We start from the raw sequence: 16,281 nt of genomic DNA, 5'->3' as shown, positions 1-16,281 counted from the left end.
AGGTCTGCCAACCGTCGTAACTCTGGGCCATCACGTGGGGCCGACGGGAACCATGCTGTTGCCGAGCTGGTGGCCTCGGTAGTTCGACGGTGATCAGCCGACCGTCCGGTTGCGTAGCCGGTCCAGCACGCCGCGGACCGCGTGCTCGGTGACCGACAGGGGAGACATCACCGTCTCGCCCAGGCTCACGATGTAGTCGATCCGATCGACGATCGCTTCGACCGGCTCGACCAGGACAATGAGCCGCTTAGCCAGATCGTCCAGGCTGGACAATGTGCCCTCGAGATGGTCCAGGCCACCCTCCAGGCGCTCCACCGTGGCGTTGAGGGCCGACAACGAACTGTTCAGCTCCTTCATGGTCTTGTCCAGCCCCTCGAGGACGTCCTCGACCTGCTCCACCGTCTTGTCGGCGTTCAGCGCCGCCTGGGTGAGGGTCTTCACACGGCTTCGCACCGGCGTGGTGCGCACGGTCTTGTCTGCCATGACGGTCATTATGACCCCGACGGCGTCACCGAGATAGCTTGGCCGCGGCGGCCTCGTCCAGCAGCCACACCGTGTTCTCGCGCCCGACTGCCCCGGCCGCCGGCACGGTCACCGGGTCGGCGCCACCGATGGCAGCGGCCACCGCGTCGGCCTTGGCGCGTCCGGAAACGATCAGCCACACCTCCCGGGAACGCCGGATTGCCGGCAGCGTCAAGGTAATTCGTTGTGGCGGGGGTTTGGGGGAGTTGTCGACGGGGACCACCAGGCGGGTGGTCTCTCGCACGGCCGCGGTGTGCGGGAAAAGCGAGTTGACGTGGCCTTCAGGTCCCATACCCAAGAGGTGGACGTCGAAATTGGGTGCCCGCTCACCGCGTGCGGCGTTGGCTGCCAGCACCTGTTCGTAGGCCAATGCCGCAGCGTCCAGATCGGTGCCGAACTCACCGTCACTGGCGGCCATCGGGTGCACCTGGCTCGGTGGGATGTCGACGTGATCGAGTAACGCGGCACGCGCCTGCTTGTCGTTGCGCTCGTCATCGTCTTCGGAGACGTAGCGCTCGTCGCCCCAGAACAGATGAATCTTGGACCAGTCGATCCGCGGCCCGGACGCACCGAGATAGCGCAGCAACGCGATGCCGTTCCCGCCGCCGGTCAGCACGATCAGTGCTTGCCCTCTGGCCGCCACCGCGCTGTCGATGGCCCGGATCAGTCGTTGGCCGGTGGCCTCGACCAGAATCTCGCTATCGGGAAAGGTCTGGACGTCCAGATTCATACGTACTGCACCTTCTTGATGCCTTCCAATGCGGCGAAGTAGATTTCGTCGGGGTCCAGCCGGCGCAGATCTTCGGCCAGGCATTCGCCGGTTACCCTGCGCGCCAACGGAACCCGGGCATCGGGCCTGGCCGTCCGGCTCAGGGTGGCGGTGGTCCCTTCCTGGGGTCGGCTCAACACGATGGTCTCGCTCTTGCGCACCAGCTCGACTTGGAGTTTGCCGACCGCACGGCGCACCGGACCGTCGATCCGGCTGGCTAGCCAGCCCGCCAGGATGTCGAGTGCCGGCTCGGTCTTCAAGCCCGACACGAGCGCCGACTCGATCGGTTCGTGGGGCGGCTGGTCGACGGCGGAGGTCAGCAATGCCCGCCAATAGGTGATGCGGCTCCAGGCCAGATCGGTGTCGCCGGCGGTGTATCCGGGTAGCCGGCTCTTGATCGCCGACAGCGGGTCGACGCCGTTGGTGGCGTCCATAATGCGCCGAATGGCCAACTTGCCCAAAGGATCCTGGGCAGGTACCGCCGGAGCGATGTCGGGCCACCAGACCACCACCGGGATGTCGGGCAGCAGGAAAGGGATGACGACGCTGTCGGCGTGGCCGGAGAGCGGTCCGGACAGTCGCAGCACGACGACCTCGCCGGCGCCGGCGTCGGCGCCTACCCGCAATTGCGAGTCCAGGCTCGGCTTCTCGGCGTACGGGTCGCCTCTCATCACGACGATGATGCGGCTGGGATGTTCATGGCTGGCGGAGTTGGCGGCTTCGATCGATTCCTCGACCATCGACTCGCTGTCCGGCGCGATGATCAGCGTCAGGACCCGGCCCATCGTGACAGCGCCGATTCTTGCGCGTAGCTCGTCGAGCTTCTTGTTGACCGTGGTGGTGGTGGTTTCGGGCAGATCGACGATCATTTGCGCCGCTCCTTCTCACTGCTTCGCAGTGCATCGTCGCCGGCGGGGATCATTTGCGCCGCTCCTCCTCATCGCTTCGCTCTGCATCGTCGCCGGCGCGGATCATGGGCGCCGCCATTCCCGGCCGGTGCGGTGCAGCATCTGGAAGGCCGAATCCGGGCCCCACGTGCCGGCCTCATAGGGGTCGGGTTTCCCGTGCGCCGCCCAGTAATCCAGGACGGGATCCAGTATCTCCCAAGCCAATTCGACCTCCGCATTGACCGGAAACAGCGACGGTTCGCCGAGCAGCACGTCGAGGATGAGCCGCTCGTAGGCCTCCGGCGAGTCTTCGGCGAACGCCGAGCCGTAGGAGAAGTCCATGTTGACGTCGCGGACTTCCATCGCAGTGCCCGGGACTTTGGATCCGAACCGCAGGGTCATCCCTTCGTCCGGCTGTACCCGGATGACCAAAGCGTTGGCTCCGAGCTCGTCGGTCATGGTGGCGTCGAACGGCAGATGCGGCGCTCGCTTGAAGACCAATGCGATCTCAGTCACCCTGCGGCCCAGTCGTTTTCCGGTGCGCAGATAGAACGGCACACCGGCCCAGCGGCGGGTGTCGACCTCCAGAGTGATCGCGGCGAACGTCTCGGTGGTGGAGTCCTGAGCGAAACCTTCCTCGTCGAGCAGGCCCACCACCTTTTCGCCGCCCTGCCAGCCGGCCGTGTATTGCCCACGGCTGCTGGTCTCGTCGAGCGGTTCAGCGAGCCGGGTTGCCGAGAGCACCTTGATTTTTTCGGCCTGCAACGCTGACGGTTTGAAGCTGACCGGCTCCTCCATCGCGGTCAGTGCCAGCAGCTGCATCAGGTGGTTCTGGATCACGTCACGGGCCGCGCCGATACCGTCGTAGTAGCCGGCCCGACCACCCAGGCCGATGTCTTCGGCCATGGTGATCTGCACATGGTCGACGTAGTGCGCATTCCAGATCGGATCCCAGAATTGATTGGCGAACCGCAGCGCCAGGATGTTCTGCACCGTCTCTTTGCCCAGGTAGTGGTCGATGCGGAAGACCGATTCCTCCGGAAAGACGGCGTTGACAGCCTTGTTCAGGTCGTGGGCACTGTCCAGGTCGTGGCCGAACGGCTTCTCGATGACGACCCGGCTCCAGCGGTCGCTCTGCGGACGGGCCAGTCCCGACTTGTGCAGCTGCTCGGAGACCACCGGGAATGCCTTGGGCGGGATGGCCAGGTAGAAGGCGTGATTGCCGCCGGTGCCGCGCTCGGCGTCGAGCTTCTCCAGTGTCTCAGCGAGCCGCGTGAAAGCCTGCTCGTCGTCGAAAGAGCCTGGCACGAAACGGAATCCCTCGGCCAGCCGGTCCCAGTTCTCCTGGCGGAACGGGGTCCGGCAGTGTTCTTTGACTGCCTGGTGGACCACCTGGCCGAAATCCTGAGTGTCCCAGTCTCGGCGGGCGAATCCCACCAGCGCGAATGTGGGCGGCAGCAGCCCGCGGTTGGCCAGGTCGTAGATGGCCGGCATCACCTTCTTGCGGGCCAGGTCTCCGGTGACACCGAAGATCACCATGCCGCACGAACCGGCGATTCTGGGCAGCCGCTTGTCCAGCTTGTCGCGCAGCGGGTTGTGCCACTGCGTGGCGGCGGAGTTGCGAGCTGCGCTCATTTGGTGACGGAGTCGAGCTGCGCCTGAGTCTCTTTGAGCAGCTCGGTCCACGCCGCCTCGAACTTCGCCACGCCTTCGTCCTCCAGCACGACGAACACATCGGCCAGGTCTATGCCGATCGCCTGAAGTTTGTCGAATACCTGCTGGGCATCGGATGCGGTGCCGCTGACCGTATCGCCATTGATCACGCCATGATCGGCGACGGCGTCCAGCGTCGGTTGCGGCATGGTGTTCACCGTGTCGGGAGCCGCCAACTCTGTGACATAAAGAGTGTCGGCGTAGTCGGGATTCTTGACGCCGGTCGAAGCCCATAGCGGTCGTTGTACGCGGGCGCCGTGTGCCTTCAGGGCTCGGTAACGGTCTTCGCCCCCGAAGACTCCCTGGTAGGCGGCATAGGCGAGGCGGGCATTGGCCACCCCGGCCTGCCCGCGTAATGCCAGCGCTTCTTGCGATCCCAGCTTTTCCAGCCGTTTGTCGATTTCGGTGTCCACTCTGGAAACGAAAAACGATGCCACCGAATGGATCTTGGACAGGTCCTGGCCGGCTTCTCGCGCCTTCTCGATTCCGGCCAGGTAGGCGTCCATGACCTCACGGTGGCGTTCGACGGAGAAGATCAACGTGACGTTGACCGAAATCCCTTCGGCCAGAACCGCGGTGATAGCGGGCAGGCCGGCCTTGGTGGCCGGAATCTTGATGAACAGGTTCGGCCGGTCGACGATCTTCCACAGCTCGACCGCCTGCTGGATCGTTTTGTCGGTGTCGTGCGCCAGCCGCGGGTCGACCTCGATCGATACCCGGCCGTCCAGTCCGTCGGAAGCCTCCCACACCGGAGTGAACACGTCGCAAGCCCGGCGCACGTCGTCGGTGGTGGCGGTGCGCACCGTGGCGTCCACGTCGGCTCCGCGCTCGGCCAGCTCGGCGATCTGGCCGTTATAGGCGTCGCCTTCGGCCAGCGCCTTCTGGAAGATGGACGGGTTGGTGGTCACGCCGACAACACACTTGGTGTCGATCAGCTCCTGCAGATTGCCCGAATTCAATCGGTCGCGGGACAGATCGTCCAGCCACACGGATACGCCCACGGCGCTGAGCGCAGCGAGGTTGGGGTTCTGAGTCATTGAAACGCCCTTTCTCAGTTGTCGAGTGCTCGTTCGGCGGCAGCGGCAACCGCTTGCGCGGTAAAGCCGTACTCCCGGAACAATGTCTTGTAGTCGGCGGATTCGCCGTAGTGCTCGATCGAGATGATCTCGCCGGTGTCGCCGACCAGTTTGTGCCAGCACTGCGCGACACCGGCCTCGACGGCGACCCTGGCCGACACCGACGGCGGCAGCACGCTGTCGCGGTACTCCGATGGCTGGGACTCGAACCACTCCACGCAGGGCATCGACACCACTCGCGCGATGATGTCCTTGTCCGCCAACAACTTCTGTGCCTCGACCGCGAGCTGCAGCTCCGAGCCGGTGGCGATTATCACCACGTCAGGCTCGTCGTCGCTGTCGTCGCCAAGGACATACCCGCCGCGGGCGACGCCCTCGGCGCTGGTGCCCTCGAGCACCGGTAGGCCCTGCCTGGTCAAAATCAACCCGACCGGACCGCTGCCGTTGCCGCGGGCCAGGATGGTGCGCCAGGCGTATGCGGTCTCGTTGGCGTCGCCCGGGCGTACCACCGAAAGCTGGGGAACCGCCCGCAGCGCCGCAAGGTGCTCGATCGGCTGGTGGGTCGGCCCATCCTCGCCCAGCCCGATCGAATCGTGCGTCCAGACGTAGATGGTGTCGATATCCATCAGCGCAGCTAGTCGCACCGCCGGGCGCATGTAGTCGGAGAACTGTAAGAACGTGCCCCCGTAGGCGCGGGTAGGGCCGTGCAGCACGATGCCGGACAAAATGGCGGCCATCGCATGTTCGCGGACCCCGAAGTGCAGGGTGCGGCCGTACCAGTGCGCGGTGTAATCCTTGGTTGAAATCGACGGTGGCCCAAAGGAATCCGCGCCCTTCATGGTGGTGTTGTTGCTGCCGGCCAGGTCTGCGGACCCACCCCACAACTCCGGCAGCTTCGGTCCCAGCGCAGACAGCACCTCGCCGGACGCCGCTCGGGTGGCCAGCGCTTTGGACCCGGGTTCCCAATGCGGCAGGTCGTCGTCCCAGCCGTCGGGCAACTGCTCGGCGGTCAACCGGTCCAGCAGCGCCTTGCGTTCGGGTTTGCGCTGTGCCCAGGCGTCGAACTCCGCCTGCCACTTCTCGTGCGCTTCCCTGCCCCGGTCCACCAGTGTGCGCGTGTGGGCGATGATGTCGTCGCGCACCTCGAATTTCCTGTCGGGATCGAAGCCGAGAATCTTCTTCACTGCGGCGACTTCGTCGTCGCCCAGGGCCGCGCCGTGCGCCTTACCGGTGTTCATCAAATTCGGCGCCGGGTAGCCGATGATGGTGCGCAGCGAGATGAACGACGGCCGGTCGGTGGCGGCTTTCGCGTTGGCGATGGCCTCTTCGATCCCGACGACGTTCTCGCCGCCCTCGACTTCTTGCACGTGCCAGCCGTAGGCGCGGTAGCGAGCCGCGGTGTCCTCGCACAACGCGATGTCGGTGTCGTCCTCGATCGAGATCTGGTTGTGGTCGTAGAACACGATCAGATTGCCCAGCTGCTGGACGGCGGCCAGCGATGACGCTTCGGAGGTCACCCCCTCTTCGATGTCCCCGTCGGAGGCGATCACGTAGATGTAGTGGTCGAAGGGGCTGGTGCCTGGTTCGGCGTCCGGGTCGAACAGACCACGCTCGTACCGCGACGCCATGGCCATCCCGACCGCTGACGCCAGCCCCTGACCCAGCGGGCCCGTGGTGATCTCCACACCTCGGGTGTGCCGGAACTCCGGGTGTCCCGGGGTCTTGGAGCCCCAGGTGCGCAGCGATTCGATATCGGACAACTCCAGGCCGAACCCGCCGAGGTACAGCTGGATGTAGAGGGTCAGGCTACTGTGCCCGCACGACAACACGAACCGGTCGCGGCCCAGCCAGGTGGTATCGCTGGGATCGTGGCGCATCGTGCGCTGAAAAAGGGTGTAGGCCAGCGGAGCCAGGCTCATGGCTGTTCCGGGGTGACCGTTGCCGACCTTCTGGACCGCGTCGGCGGCCAGCACCCGGATGGTGTCGACCGCAGCCGAATCGATCTCGGTCCAGTCGTCGGGATGGCGCGGTTGGGTAAGCGTCGAGATCTCTTCGAGTGTGGTCACAGATTCAGTCCTCAGTTCAGTCCGCAGGCCAGGGTCATCAAACTGATCAATCCCACCCTAGTGCGGGATGGCCGGCGGTTGCAGGCCCCAAGTTGGAGTAACCATCGCGGCCTGTCGCAAAGCTTCCAACAGCACGGTGAAAATAGCCTGTCGGCTGCGTACGCTGTGCAATCAGTGCCGCAAGGCCGGAAAAGTTGCTGTGAATCGACCCTGCGGCGCTGCTGCCGCGGCCACGCCGTCTACCATCGTGCGTAGTAGAAGCTGTGCGCGGCCGTTCCCCGAGGAGTTATTGCGTGAGCGTTCGTGGCCGCGTCGCGACGGGCCGCATACCTGGCATACCTGGCATGGCCAGGCGGCACTACGCGCCGGGCATTGCGACGTCGAAGAAAAGCCGCACGCTCGCAACGGCGCTGGCCTACCTGGCGTTGACCAAGCCGCGGGTCATCGAGCTGCTGCTGGTCACCGCGATACCGGCGATGCTGCTTGCCGATCGCGGCAGCGTCCATCCGCTGGTCATCCTCAACACACTGATCGGCGGGATGATGGCCGCCGGCGGCGCGAACACCCTTAACTGTGTGGCCGACGCCGACATCGACAAGGTGATGAAGCGGACGGCGCGCCGGCCGCTCGCGCGTGCCGCGGTGCCGACCAGAAGCGCGCTGGTGTTCGGTTTGGCGCTGACGGTGGTCTCCGTTCTCTGGCTGTGGTGGACGACGAACTTGCTGTCCGGGCTGCTGGCCCTGGCGACGGTGGCGTTCTACGTGTTCGTCTACACGCTGCTGCTCAAGCGCCGCACCTCCCAGAACGTGGTGTGGGGCGGGGCGGCCGGCTGCATGCCGGTGATGATCGGCTGGTCGGCGGTCACCGGCACCCTGGCGTGGCCGGCGCTGGCGATGTTCGCGATCGTCTTCTTCTGGACGCCGCCGCATACCTGGGCATTGGCGATGCGGTACAAGGAGGACTACCAAGAGGCCGGCGTGCCCATGCTGCCCGCGGTGGCGACCGAACGTCAGGTCACCAGGCAGATCCTGATCTATACCTGGCTGACCGTGTTGGCGACGCTGGCGCTGACGCCGGCGACCGGGTGGCTGTACGCGGCGGTCGCCGTGGTGGCGGGTGCGTGGTTCCTGGCGATGGCACATCAGCTGGACGCCGGGGTGCGCGCCGGTGAGCCGGTCAAGCCGCTGCGCCTGTTCCTGCAATCGAACAACTATCTGGCGTTGGTCTTCTGCGCGCTGGCGGTCGACTCGGCGCTGGGCCTGCCTACCCTGCTCTAGTTTTCGAGCGGCTCTAGTTTCCGAACGGCGTGCCGCCATGGTCAAGCTGCCTCAGCTCGGCGGGACCTTTGTCACTAATCGGCTGCCGAAATGCTCGGATGGCGCGGAAAGGGTTCTCGCAGTTGCCGATGCGCGCGAACATGAGACGTTGAGTACCCGGGCCTAGGGGGATCCTCTCGATGAAGTCGTTCACGATCGATCCGCGTCGGCACGACGGCGTGGTCTTCGTACTCGACACTCCTGCCGTTCCGGGGCGGCCCGAGCCCGACGACTCGGTGATGGAGTCGACCCTCGCGCTCGCCCATAGGCTCCGCCAGGCCGGTGTGGTCACCGCCCTCTACTCGCCGGGCGGCCACAGCGTCCGAGTGCTGGAGGCGGCGGGGATCGCCGAACCGTTCACCGCCCGGGTCGAGCGAGCCCCTACGGAGGCAGCGGAACTGCCCACCAAGCGCTACTGCACCGGCCTGTTAGCGGCCGCCGTCAAGCTGGGTGTGGCCGCGGAGCGGTCGGCGGTGGTTGCGGGTGATAGCGGCGGCGTGGCGGCGGCCCGTGAGTGCGGCTTCGCCGACGTCATCGGTCTCGACCAGGATGGGCATTCCGACGAGCTACTGCACTGCGGCGCCGACGTCGTCGTCGCCAATCTCTCCGACGTCATGGTCCGCACCGGCGACGAATGCATGTCGCGGCGCCCCAACGCGCTGGATTCCTATGGTCAGGTGATCGGGATGGTCTCCGGGCGGCAGCCGGTCGTCTGCGTGAACTACGACAGCACACTGTCGGAGATCGTGCCGGACCCCGACCTCGCAACGCTGGTCGACGGCGCAGCCGAGGCGCTGGCGGATCTGGCGGTGCAGTGCCCGGTCGCGATATTGTCCGGCCGGGATCTGGCGGATCTTCGCGACCGGATAGGGCTGCCGGGCATCTGGTATGCCGGCAGCCACGGCTTTGAGCTCATGGCACCCGACGGCACTCGGTATCACCATGACGCGGCGGCCGCCGCGGTGGCCGTGCTGGCAAGCGCGGCAACCGAACTTCGCGACGAGCTGGGCCCGACATCGGGCGCGCATGTCGAACACACCCGGTTCGGCGTCCGTGTGCACTATGGCAAGGTCGCGCACGAGCGGGTGCCCGAGGTGATCGCGGCAGTGCACCGGCAGAGCCGACGACAAGGCCTTCGGCTCACTACCGGCCCCGGGAGTGTCGAACTGCACCCGGATGTCGACTGGGACAAGGGCACCGCACTTGCCTGGATCCGCGATCACATCGTTCAATCGAGCGGCCAATCGGGGGTCGAATCGGGGGTCGGATCGGGGGCCCAACCAGGCCGGCTGCTGCCGATCTACATCGGTGGCGATCTCACCGACGAGGACGCCTTCGACGCGGTGCGGTTCAGCGGTATCGGGGTCGTCGTCCGGCACGACGAGGACGGTGACCGCCCGACCGCTGCCAGCTTCACGCTGACCAGCCCCACCGAAGCCCGTGACTTCGTCCGGCGCGGCGCCAGGTGGCTGGCATACGACCACGAGACGCGCGCTCGCGGTTGGACTTTCACCTGGGAGGGTTACGATCCGCCCAACGAAAAGCTGCGCGAAGCGCTGTGCACGGTGGGCAACGGTTACTTCGCCACTCGAGGGGCCGCTCCGGAATCGAAAGCCGGTCAAGTCCATTATCCGGGAACGTATGCCGCCGCTGTGTACAACCGGCTCGATGATCTGGTCGCCGGTACTCGGACTGCGCACGAAAGCCTGGTGAATCTGCCCAACTGGCTTCCGCTGACCTTCCGCGTCAACGACGGTGACTGGTTGGACCTCGACGCGGTGACATTGCTGTCCTACCGCCAGACTCTCGACCTGCGCGGTGCGGTGCTCACTCGGGAGCTGACGTACCGCGACGACGTTGGTCGCACCACCTCGATAACGCAGCACCGGTTCGTTGCGATGAACCAGGCGCACGTGGCGGCGCTGCAAACCACCATCGTGGCCCAGGACTGGGAGGGGACAATCGAGATCCGGTCAACCCTGGACGCCGGCGTCCGCAACTCCGGGGTGGAGCGTTACCGGGACTTGGCCAGCAATCACCTACAGGGACTGGAAAAGGTTGCGCTGTCAGAGAATTCGGTGCTGCTGGCCGTCGAGACCACCCAGTCGAAGATCCCGGTCGCACTCGCCGCGCGGACCAGCGTGTGGCACGGCGATACGCCGGCGCCCGCGACGTATCGACTGCTCGACGAGGAATTCGAAATCGGCCACCAGATCTTCACCGACCTGAAACCGGGTCAGCCGCTGACCGTGGAGAAGATCGTCACCCTGGTGACCGGACGTGACGTGGCCACGTCACACCCGTCGACCGGAGCCGAGCGCAGGCTCGCCCGCCAAGGACGATTCGCCGAGATTTGTGCTGCCCACCGGCTCGCCTGGGCGCATCTGTGGGAGCGGTTGTCGATCGAATTCAGCAACCACACCGAAGAATTGCGAGTCCTGCGGCTGCACCTGCTGCATCTGCTGCAGACGGTGTCCTACAACAGCGAGGAACTCGATGTCGGAGTCCCGGCCCGCGGTCTGCATGGCGAGGCGTACCGCGGCCATATCTTCTGGGACGAGCTGTTCATCTTTCCGGTGCTGAATCTGCGAGTTCCCACGGTCACCCGGTCGTTGCTGCGGTACCGGCACCGGCGCTTGGTGGAAGCGCGGCGCGCGGCCAAGCTGGCCGGTTACCGCGGCGCCATGTACCCGTGGCAGTCCGGCAGCGACGGGCGAGAGGAAAGCCCGGAACAGCACCTGAATCCGCGATCTGGCCGGTGGCGTCCCGATGCCAGCCATCGCGCGCACCACATCGGTATCGCCGTCGCCTACAACGTGTGGAACTTCTATCAGGTCACCGGTGATTTGGCGTACATGATCGACTACGGGACCGAGATGATGGCCGAGATCGCCCGGTTCTGGGTGAGCCGTGCCACCTACGATCGGGACCGCGACCGCTACACCATCAACGGAGTCATCGGGCCCGACGAATTCCACTCCGGCTACCCGGACCGGCCATACGACGGCGTGGACAACAACGCCTATACCAACGTGATGGCGGTCTGGGTGATCCTGCGGGCGATCGACGCACTGCAGCTGATGCCGCTGCCGAACCGGCTGGACCTGTGCGAAGAGCTGGGCTTGACCGACGAGGAACTCGCCCACTGGGACCACGTCAGCAGGCGCATGTTCGTCCCGTTCCACGATGGTGTGATCAGCCAGTTCGAAGGATACGAGCAATTATTGGAACTGGATTGGGATGCTTACCGGCGGCGGTACCGCAATATTCAGCGGCTCGACCGCATCCTCGAAGCCGAGGACGACGACGTCAACCGATACCGGGCCTCCAAGCAGGCCGACGCGCTGATGCTGCTCTATCTGCTGTCGGCCGATGAATTGCGGGAGCTGCTGGACCGGCTGGACTATCACCTGGATCCGCGCCGGATTCCGGAGATGGTCGACTATTACCTCGCGCGTACGTCACATGGGTCGACGCTGAGTGCGGTCGTCCATGGCTGGGTGCTGGCGCGGGCCAATCGGGATCGGGCGCTGGAGTTCTTCCAGCAAGTGCTCAAGTCCGATATCGCCGACATCCAGGGCGGCACCACGTCGGAAGGCGTCCACCTGGCCGCCATGGCCGGCAGCGTCGATTTCGTGCAACGGTGCTTCACCGGCCTCGAGATCCGGGGAGACCGCATAGTGCTGTCTCCGCTCTGGCCGGAATACCTTGGTGCACTTGGCTTTCCGATTCATTACCGCGGTAACCACTTACACCTGCGGGTCAGCGGCAAGGGCGCGGAGATCAGCGTCGAACCGCGTGATGTGCCACCGGTGGAAGTGGAATGCCGCGGACGAGTGGAACGCCTGATACCGGGCAGCGTCGTCCGATTCACCTGAGCCTGAGGTTCGCCCTCGCGGTGTCCAACGGCCAGGCAGGCGACACGCATTACCACCAGGGCATCGGCAATACTGTCTGCAAACTCCGCGACATCAGCAGTTATGCATTCCTCTGCGTAATCGCTTGCCGCACTGATGGTTTCGTTGATCATCTGGCCCACTTCATGGGCGCCCATGCCAAGTATCCCCGGGTGGATGCTGAGTCCGGTCAGGCTTCGATGCCCGTTAACCGTCACCTCGACGGCACCTGTCTGGTGTGTCGCGGTGAACGCCTCGGCGCTCATCCGGTGAACCTGCTGGTCGAGAAGAGACATCACGGCGTCGGCCTGATCAAACATCCGTCTGACCTGGAAGTGATGAGCAGGGCTCATGTTATCTCCGTCGATTCACGCGGCGGGGTCAGCGACTCACGGCAGCAACATTATTGAGCCAGTCGTCTTGCGGCCCTGCAAGTCCTGATGTGCCCGGGCCGCTTCGGCCAGCGGGTAGCGACCGCTGATTTCCACGTTGACCACTCCGCCGCCGATGACGTCGAACAGCTCGGCGGCGCGCCAGCCGAATTCCTCGCCGGTGCGCAGGAAATGGACCAGTGACGGGCGGGTCAGATACACCGACCCGGCCGCGTTGAGGCGCTGCGGGTCGACCGGTGGAACCGGACCGGAGGCGGCGCCGAACAGCGCCAGCGTCCCGCGGACGGCCAGGCTGGCCAGGCTGGCGTCGAACGTGGTGGCGCCCACGCCGTCGTACACGGCCGCCACACCGGCCCCGTCGGTCAGCGCTCGGATTTGATCGGCGAACTGCGCGGGGTCGGTGGGGTAGCCGAGAACCTCGGCCGCACCGGCTTCCCGGGACAGCTTGGCCTTCTCCGGGGTGGAGACGGTAGTGATCACCCGCACTCCCAGTTGAGTGGCCCACTGCGTCAGGATCAGTCCGACACCGCCGGCGCCGGCATGCACCAAGATGGTGTCGCCGGATTGCACCGGGTACACCGACTTCAGCAGGTAATGGGCGGTCAGGCCCTTCAGCAACGCCGACGCCGCCACCTCGGAGCTGACGCCGTCCGGCACCTTGGCGCTCAAAAAAGCTGGGGCCGTGCAAAATTCGGCGTAGCCGCCATTTGCTGACGCGCTGACTACCCGGTCGCCGACAGCGATGGCGCCATTGGCCGTCGCGCTTCCGTCGCCGAGGGCCACCACGGTGCCGCACACCTCGGAGCCGATGATGAACGGCAGTGGCCGTGGGTACTGCCCTGAGCGGAAATACGTGTCGATGAAGTTGACGCCGATCGCCTCGGCCTTGATCAGCAGTTGGCCGTGGCCGGGCTCGGGTTGTTGTGTCTCGACGTAACGCAAAACCTCGGGGCCGCCCGTTTCACTGACTTCGATTGCGTGCATCTGGCTATCATGCCCGGGCATGAAGCTTGCCCGGCCGGATATCTTCCATCCGCGCGTCGTGTTGGCGGGTTGGCCGCGGCAGCCCGCCGGCGACGGCGACGACGTCGGGCTGGCTGCGGCGCTGCGTCACCGTGGGTTACACGCCCATTGGTTACCTTGGGACCATCCCGACGTGGCTCGCGCGCATCTGGTGATATTGCGGGCCACCCGCGATTACGCCGGGCGCCTCGACGAGTTCTTGCCCTGGACCAACAGCGTGGCCAACCTGCTGAATCCGCCTTCGGTCGTCGCCTGGAACGCCGACCGGCGCTATCTGGACGACCTGGCTAGTCGGGGAGTGCCGACCGTCCCCGGTGAGATATGCACGCCGGGCCAGCAGATCCGGGCGCCGCATGCCGGACGGGTCTTCGTCAGCCCAACCGTCGGCACCGGTGCCCGCCGGTTCAGTGATCCCGCGGCGGCCGCTGCGTATATCGCCGAACGTCAGCAAGGCGGCCATCCGGTGCTGGTGCAGACGGCCGACCCGGCCGCCGAAACCGTGCTGATCTTCCTCGGGGGCCAGCCGTCGCACGCCTTCACTTCGCAGGATGACGCGCTGCGTCAGGGCGAGCCCGATTTCGAACTCTGGGAGATCGGCGCCGCGGCGCTGGGTGCTGCGGCGGCCGCGTCGGGCGTCGGCATCGGCGAGTTGCTCTATGCGCGAGCCCATCTGATCGACAGGCGGCTGCTGGAACTGCAACTGGTGGACCCGTCGCTGGGTTGGCGGCGGTTGGACGCAACGGCCCGCGATCGGGGCCAGCGCCAGTTCGCGGTGTGCGTGGAGTCAGCGCTGGAGCGGTTGGGGCTGGGCCCGTTCTCGCATCGACGCCCATAGCGCCGCGGTGGCCGCGGTACACGCTGCGGCCCCGGCGACGTGGAGTGCGACCAGGGCGGCAGGCACCCCGGTGTGATACTGGACGACGCCCACCCCGGCCTGCGCGAAAACCAGGGCGAGCAGCACGGCGAGGCGCCGCAAGATCGACCGGGTCGCACCGACAGCCAACAGCCCGAATCCGAGGCCGACCAGCAACGCCAGGTAGGAAACCAGCAGCGACGAATGCAGGTGCACCAAGGTGTTGATCTCGACTTTCAGCCGCGGCACCGTGCGGGTGGGGCTCTTGTCACCGGCATGCGGCCCCGCGGCCGTCACCAGCGTGCCGGTGACCAGAACCGCGGCCAGATTCACCGCGCTCAACACCGTGAGCACACGCAGCGGGCGAGCGACGAGCCGGCTAACAACCCCCTCGTCGGGCCCGCCGACCTTGACGTAGAGCAACACCGACAGCCAGACCATCGTCATGGACGCCAACAGGTGGATGGCCACCGTCCACCACAGCAGCCCGGTGCGCACGGTGATGCCGCCGATCACGGCCTGCACCACCGTCGAGGCCGGCATCAGCCACGCGTACACCAACACCTCGGCCCGCCGGCGCGCCCTGGTGACCGCCAGCACGGCCAGCGCCGCGGCGATCACGACCGCGAAGGTGATCATCCGGTTGCCGAATTCCACCGCCTGGTGGATCCGCGGCACCTCGGCAACCGCTACCGGGGTGAAACTGCCGGGAAAGCACTGCGGCCAGGTCGGGCAACCCAGGCCGGACGCCGTGACCCGCACGATCGTGCCGGTGACCGCTATGCCGCCCTGGGTCAAGATGACGGCGGCGGCAATTGCGCGCTGCACCCGCAGACTCGGTTCGGGGAGCAGGTCCACCAACCGCATCAGCGTTCGTCCGACGGTCACCGCCCGATCGTAACGACAACTACGTCGCGTAGTAGAAGCGGGCGTCGCGCCGAGATTGCTGCCCATGGTCGTGGTTTCAGCTAGGCCAACGACCCTGGCGGCAATCTCGGCGGGCTCGCCGGTGCCCGATCAGGTGAAGCGGAACCAGCGACGCGCCGCCACCGCGGCCAGCGTTCCCCAGACTGCCAGGACGATCAGCCCGAACCAGTCCACCGACAGGATCATCGCCTGCGACAGCGCCTCGGTGAGCGCACCGGACGGGGTAAGCCGGGCTGCCCATTTGATGGCCGTCGGGATCATCGTGGTTTCGAGGGTGAGCGCCCCGAACCCGGCGAACACGAACCACATCAGGTTGGCGACCGCGAGCACGATCTCGGCCCGCAACGTGCCGCCGAGCAGCAGCCCCAGCGCGGCGAAGCCCGCGGTGCCCAGCGCGATGACGGCCGCCCCCAAAGCCAGCGCGGCCAGCGCCGGTCGCCAGCCCAGCGCAAAGCCGATGGCGCCCAAGATGATTGCTTGCAGAAATACCACGGCAACCACGGCCAAAGACTTGCCGGCAATGATTCCCCAGACCGGTAGCGGGGTTGCGCCGAGCCGTTTGAGTGCCCCGTAGCGGCGGTCGAACGCGACCGCGATGGCCTGGCCGGTGAACGCGGTGGAGACCACGGCGAGCGCCATGATCACGGGCACGAAGGTGGCGGCGCGGTGCTGCCCGAAGGAGCCCAGCGGCAGCAGCGTGAGTCCGACCAGCAGGGTGATCGGGATGAACATGGTCAGCAGCAGCTGCTCGCCGTTGCGCAGCAACAGTTTGAGTTCCAGCCCGAACTGTGCGGCCAGCATCCGGGATACGGCATTGGGGCGTGGATTCGGGGCGAAGGTC

Annotated in this window: 12 protein-coding genes and 1 pseudogene; 3 read left to right on the top strand and 10 right to left on the bottom strand. The window is 66.1% G+C overall.

The window, feature by feature from the left end:
• Positions 1-93: 93 nt before the first annotated feature.
• The 6 genes from AWC07_RS17610 to tkt all read right to left on the bottom strand — a co-directional run bounded on the left by AWC07_RS17610 (position 94) and on the right by tkt (position 7,033).
• Entirely contained in the window at positions 94-492 is a 399-nt protein-coding gene (locus tag AWC07_RS17610) for a hypothetical protein (RefSeq protein WP_036415628.1), read from the bottom strand.
• A 16-nt stretch (positions 493-508) separates the two neighbouring features.
• A complete protein-coding gene (pgl, locus tag AWC07_RS17605; RefSeq protein ID WP_036415631.1) occupies positions 509-1,252 on the bottom strand; it encodes a 6-phosphogluconolactonase in 744 nt (247 codons plus the stop codon).
• Positions 1,249-2,160 carry a glucose-6-phosphate dehydrogenase assembly protein OpcA gene (opcA, locus tag AWC07_RS17600; RefSeq protein WP_036415633.1) on the bottom strand — a complete coding sequence of 304 codons (912 nt, stop codon included), beginning with the start codon at positions 2,158-2,160 and terminating at the stop codon, positions 1,249-1,251. The genes pgl and opcA overlap by 4 nt, the downstream gene beginning before the upstream one ends.
• 102 nt (positions 2,161-2,262) lie before the next feature.
• Positions 2,263-3,813, bottom strand: coding sequence for a glucose-6-phosphate dehydrogenase (zwf, locus tag AWC07_RS17595; protein WP_036415635.1), 1,551 nt, complete (start codon positions 3,811-3,813; stop codon positions 2,263-2,265).
• Positions 3,810-4,928, bottom strand: coding sequence for a transaldolase (gene tal, locus AWC07_RS17590; RefSeq protein WP_036415638.1), 1,119 nt, complete (start codon positions 4,926-4,928; stop codon positions 3,810-3,812). The genes zwf and tal overlap by 4 nt, the downstream gene beginning before the upstream one ends.
• Before the next feature lie 14 nt (positions 4,929-4,942).
• Positions 4,943-7,033: a transketolase gene (gene tkt / locus AWC07_RS17585; protein WP_085105167.1), complete on the bottom strand. Its 2,091-nt coding sequence runs from the start codon at positions 7,031-7,033 to the stop codon at positions 4,943-4,945.
• Positions 7,034-7,326: 293 nt separating this feature from the next.
• Here tkt and AWC07_RS17580 point away from each other — a divergent pair, with 293 nt between their 5' ends.
• Both AWC07_RS17580 and otsB read left to right on the top strand, forming a co-directional pair.
• The gene (locus tag AWC07_RS17580; protein WP_139829750.1) at positions 7,327-8,310 is read left to right on the top strand and encodes a heme o synthase; all 984 of its coding nucleotides are present in this window, start codon (positions 7,327-7,329) and stop codon (positions 8,308-8,310) included.
• Positions 8,311-8,489: 179 nt separating this feature from the next.
• Positions 8,490-12,227 carry a trehalose-phosphatase gene (otsB, locus tag AWC07_RS17575; RefSeq protein WP_036414771.1) on the top strand — a complete coding sequence of 1,246 codons (3,738 nt, stop codon included), beginning with the start codon at positions 8,490-8,492 and terminating at the stop codon, positions 12,225-12,227.
• A 137-nt stretch (positions 12,228-12,364) separates the two neighbouring features.
• On the opposite strand, the pseudogene AWC07_RS29855 reads toward otsB, so the two are convergent.
• Positions 12,365-12,511: pseudogene (locus tag AWC07_RS29855) on the bottom strand (YbaB/EbfC family nucleoid-associated protein); the annotation flags it as partial.
• A gap of 123 nt (positions 12,512-12,634) precedes the next feature.
• The gene (locus AWC07_RS17565) at positions 12,635-13,621 is read right to left on the bottom strand and encodes a quinone oxidoreductase family protein (RefSeq protein ID WP_036414781.1); all 987 of its coding nucleotides are present in this window, start codon (positions 13,619-13,621) and stop codon (positions 12,635-12,637) included.
• A gap of 19 nt (positions 13,622-13,640) precedes the next feature.
• On the opposite strand from AWC07_RS17565, the gene AWC07_RS17560 reads away from it, so the two are divergent.
• The gene (locus AWC07_RS17560; protein WP_036414783.1) at positions 13,641-14,495 is read left to right on the top strand and encodes a hypothetical protein; all 855 of its coding nucleotides are present in this window, start codon (positions 13,641-13,643) and stop codon (positions 14,493-14,495) included.
• On the opposite strand, the gene AWC07_RS17555 is transcribed toward AWC07_RS17560, so the two are convergent.
• The gene (locus AWC07_RS17555; RefSeq protein ID WP_036414871.1) at positions 14,445-15,380 is read right to left on the bottom strand and encodes a COX15/CtaA family protein; all 936 of its coding nucleotides are present in this window, start codon (positions 15,378-15,380) and stop codon (positions 14,445-14,447) included. The two genes, AWC07_RS17560 and AWC07_RS17555, sit on opposite strands and share 51 nt — an antisense overlap.
• 150 nt (positions 15,381-15,530) lie before the next feature.
• On the bottom strand, positions 15,531-16,241 hold the full coding sequence (locus AWC07_RS17550; RefSeq protein WP_425271258.1) for an ABC transporter permease: 711 nt from the start codon (positions 16,239-16,241) through the stop codon (positions 15,531-15,533).
• Between the last annotated feature and the right edge of the window lie 40 nt (positions 16,242-16,281).

The sequence above is a fragment of the Mycobacterium gastri genome, assembly GCF_002102175.1.
In the GTDB taxonomy this organism is placed as follows: Bacteria; Actinomycetota; Actinomycetes; order Mycobacteriales; family Mycobacteriaceae; genus Mycobacterium; species Mycobacterium gastri.
This window is presented reverse-complemented; position numbering and strand designations above follow the sequence as displayed.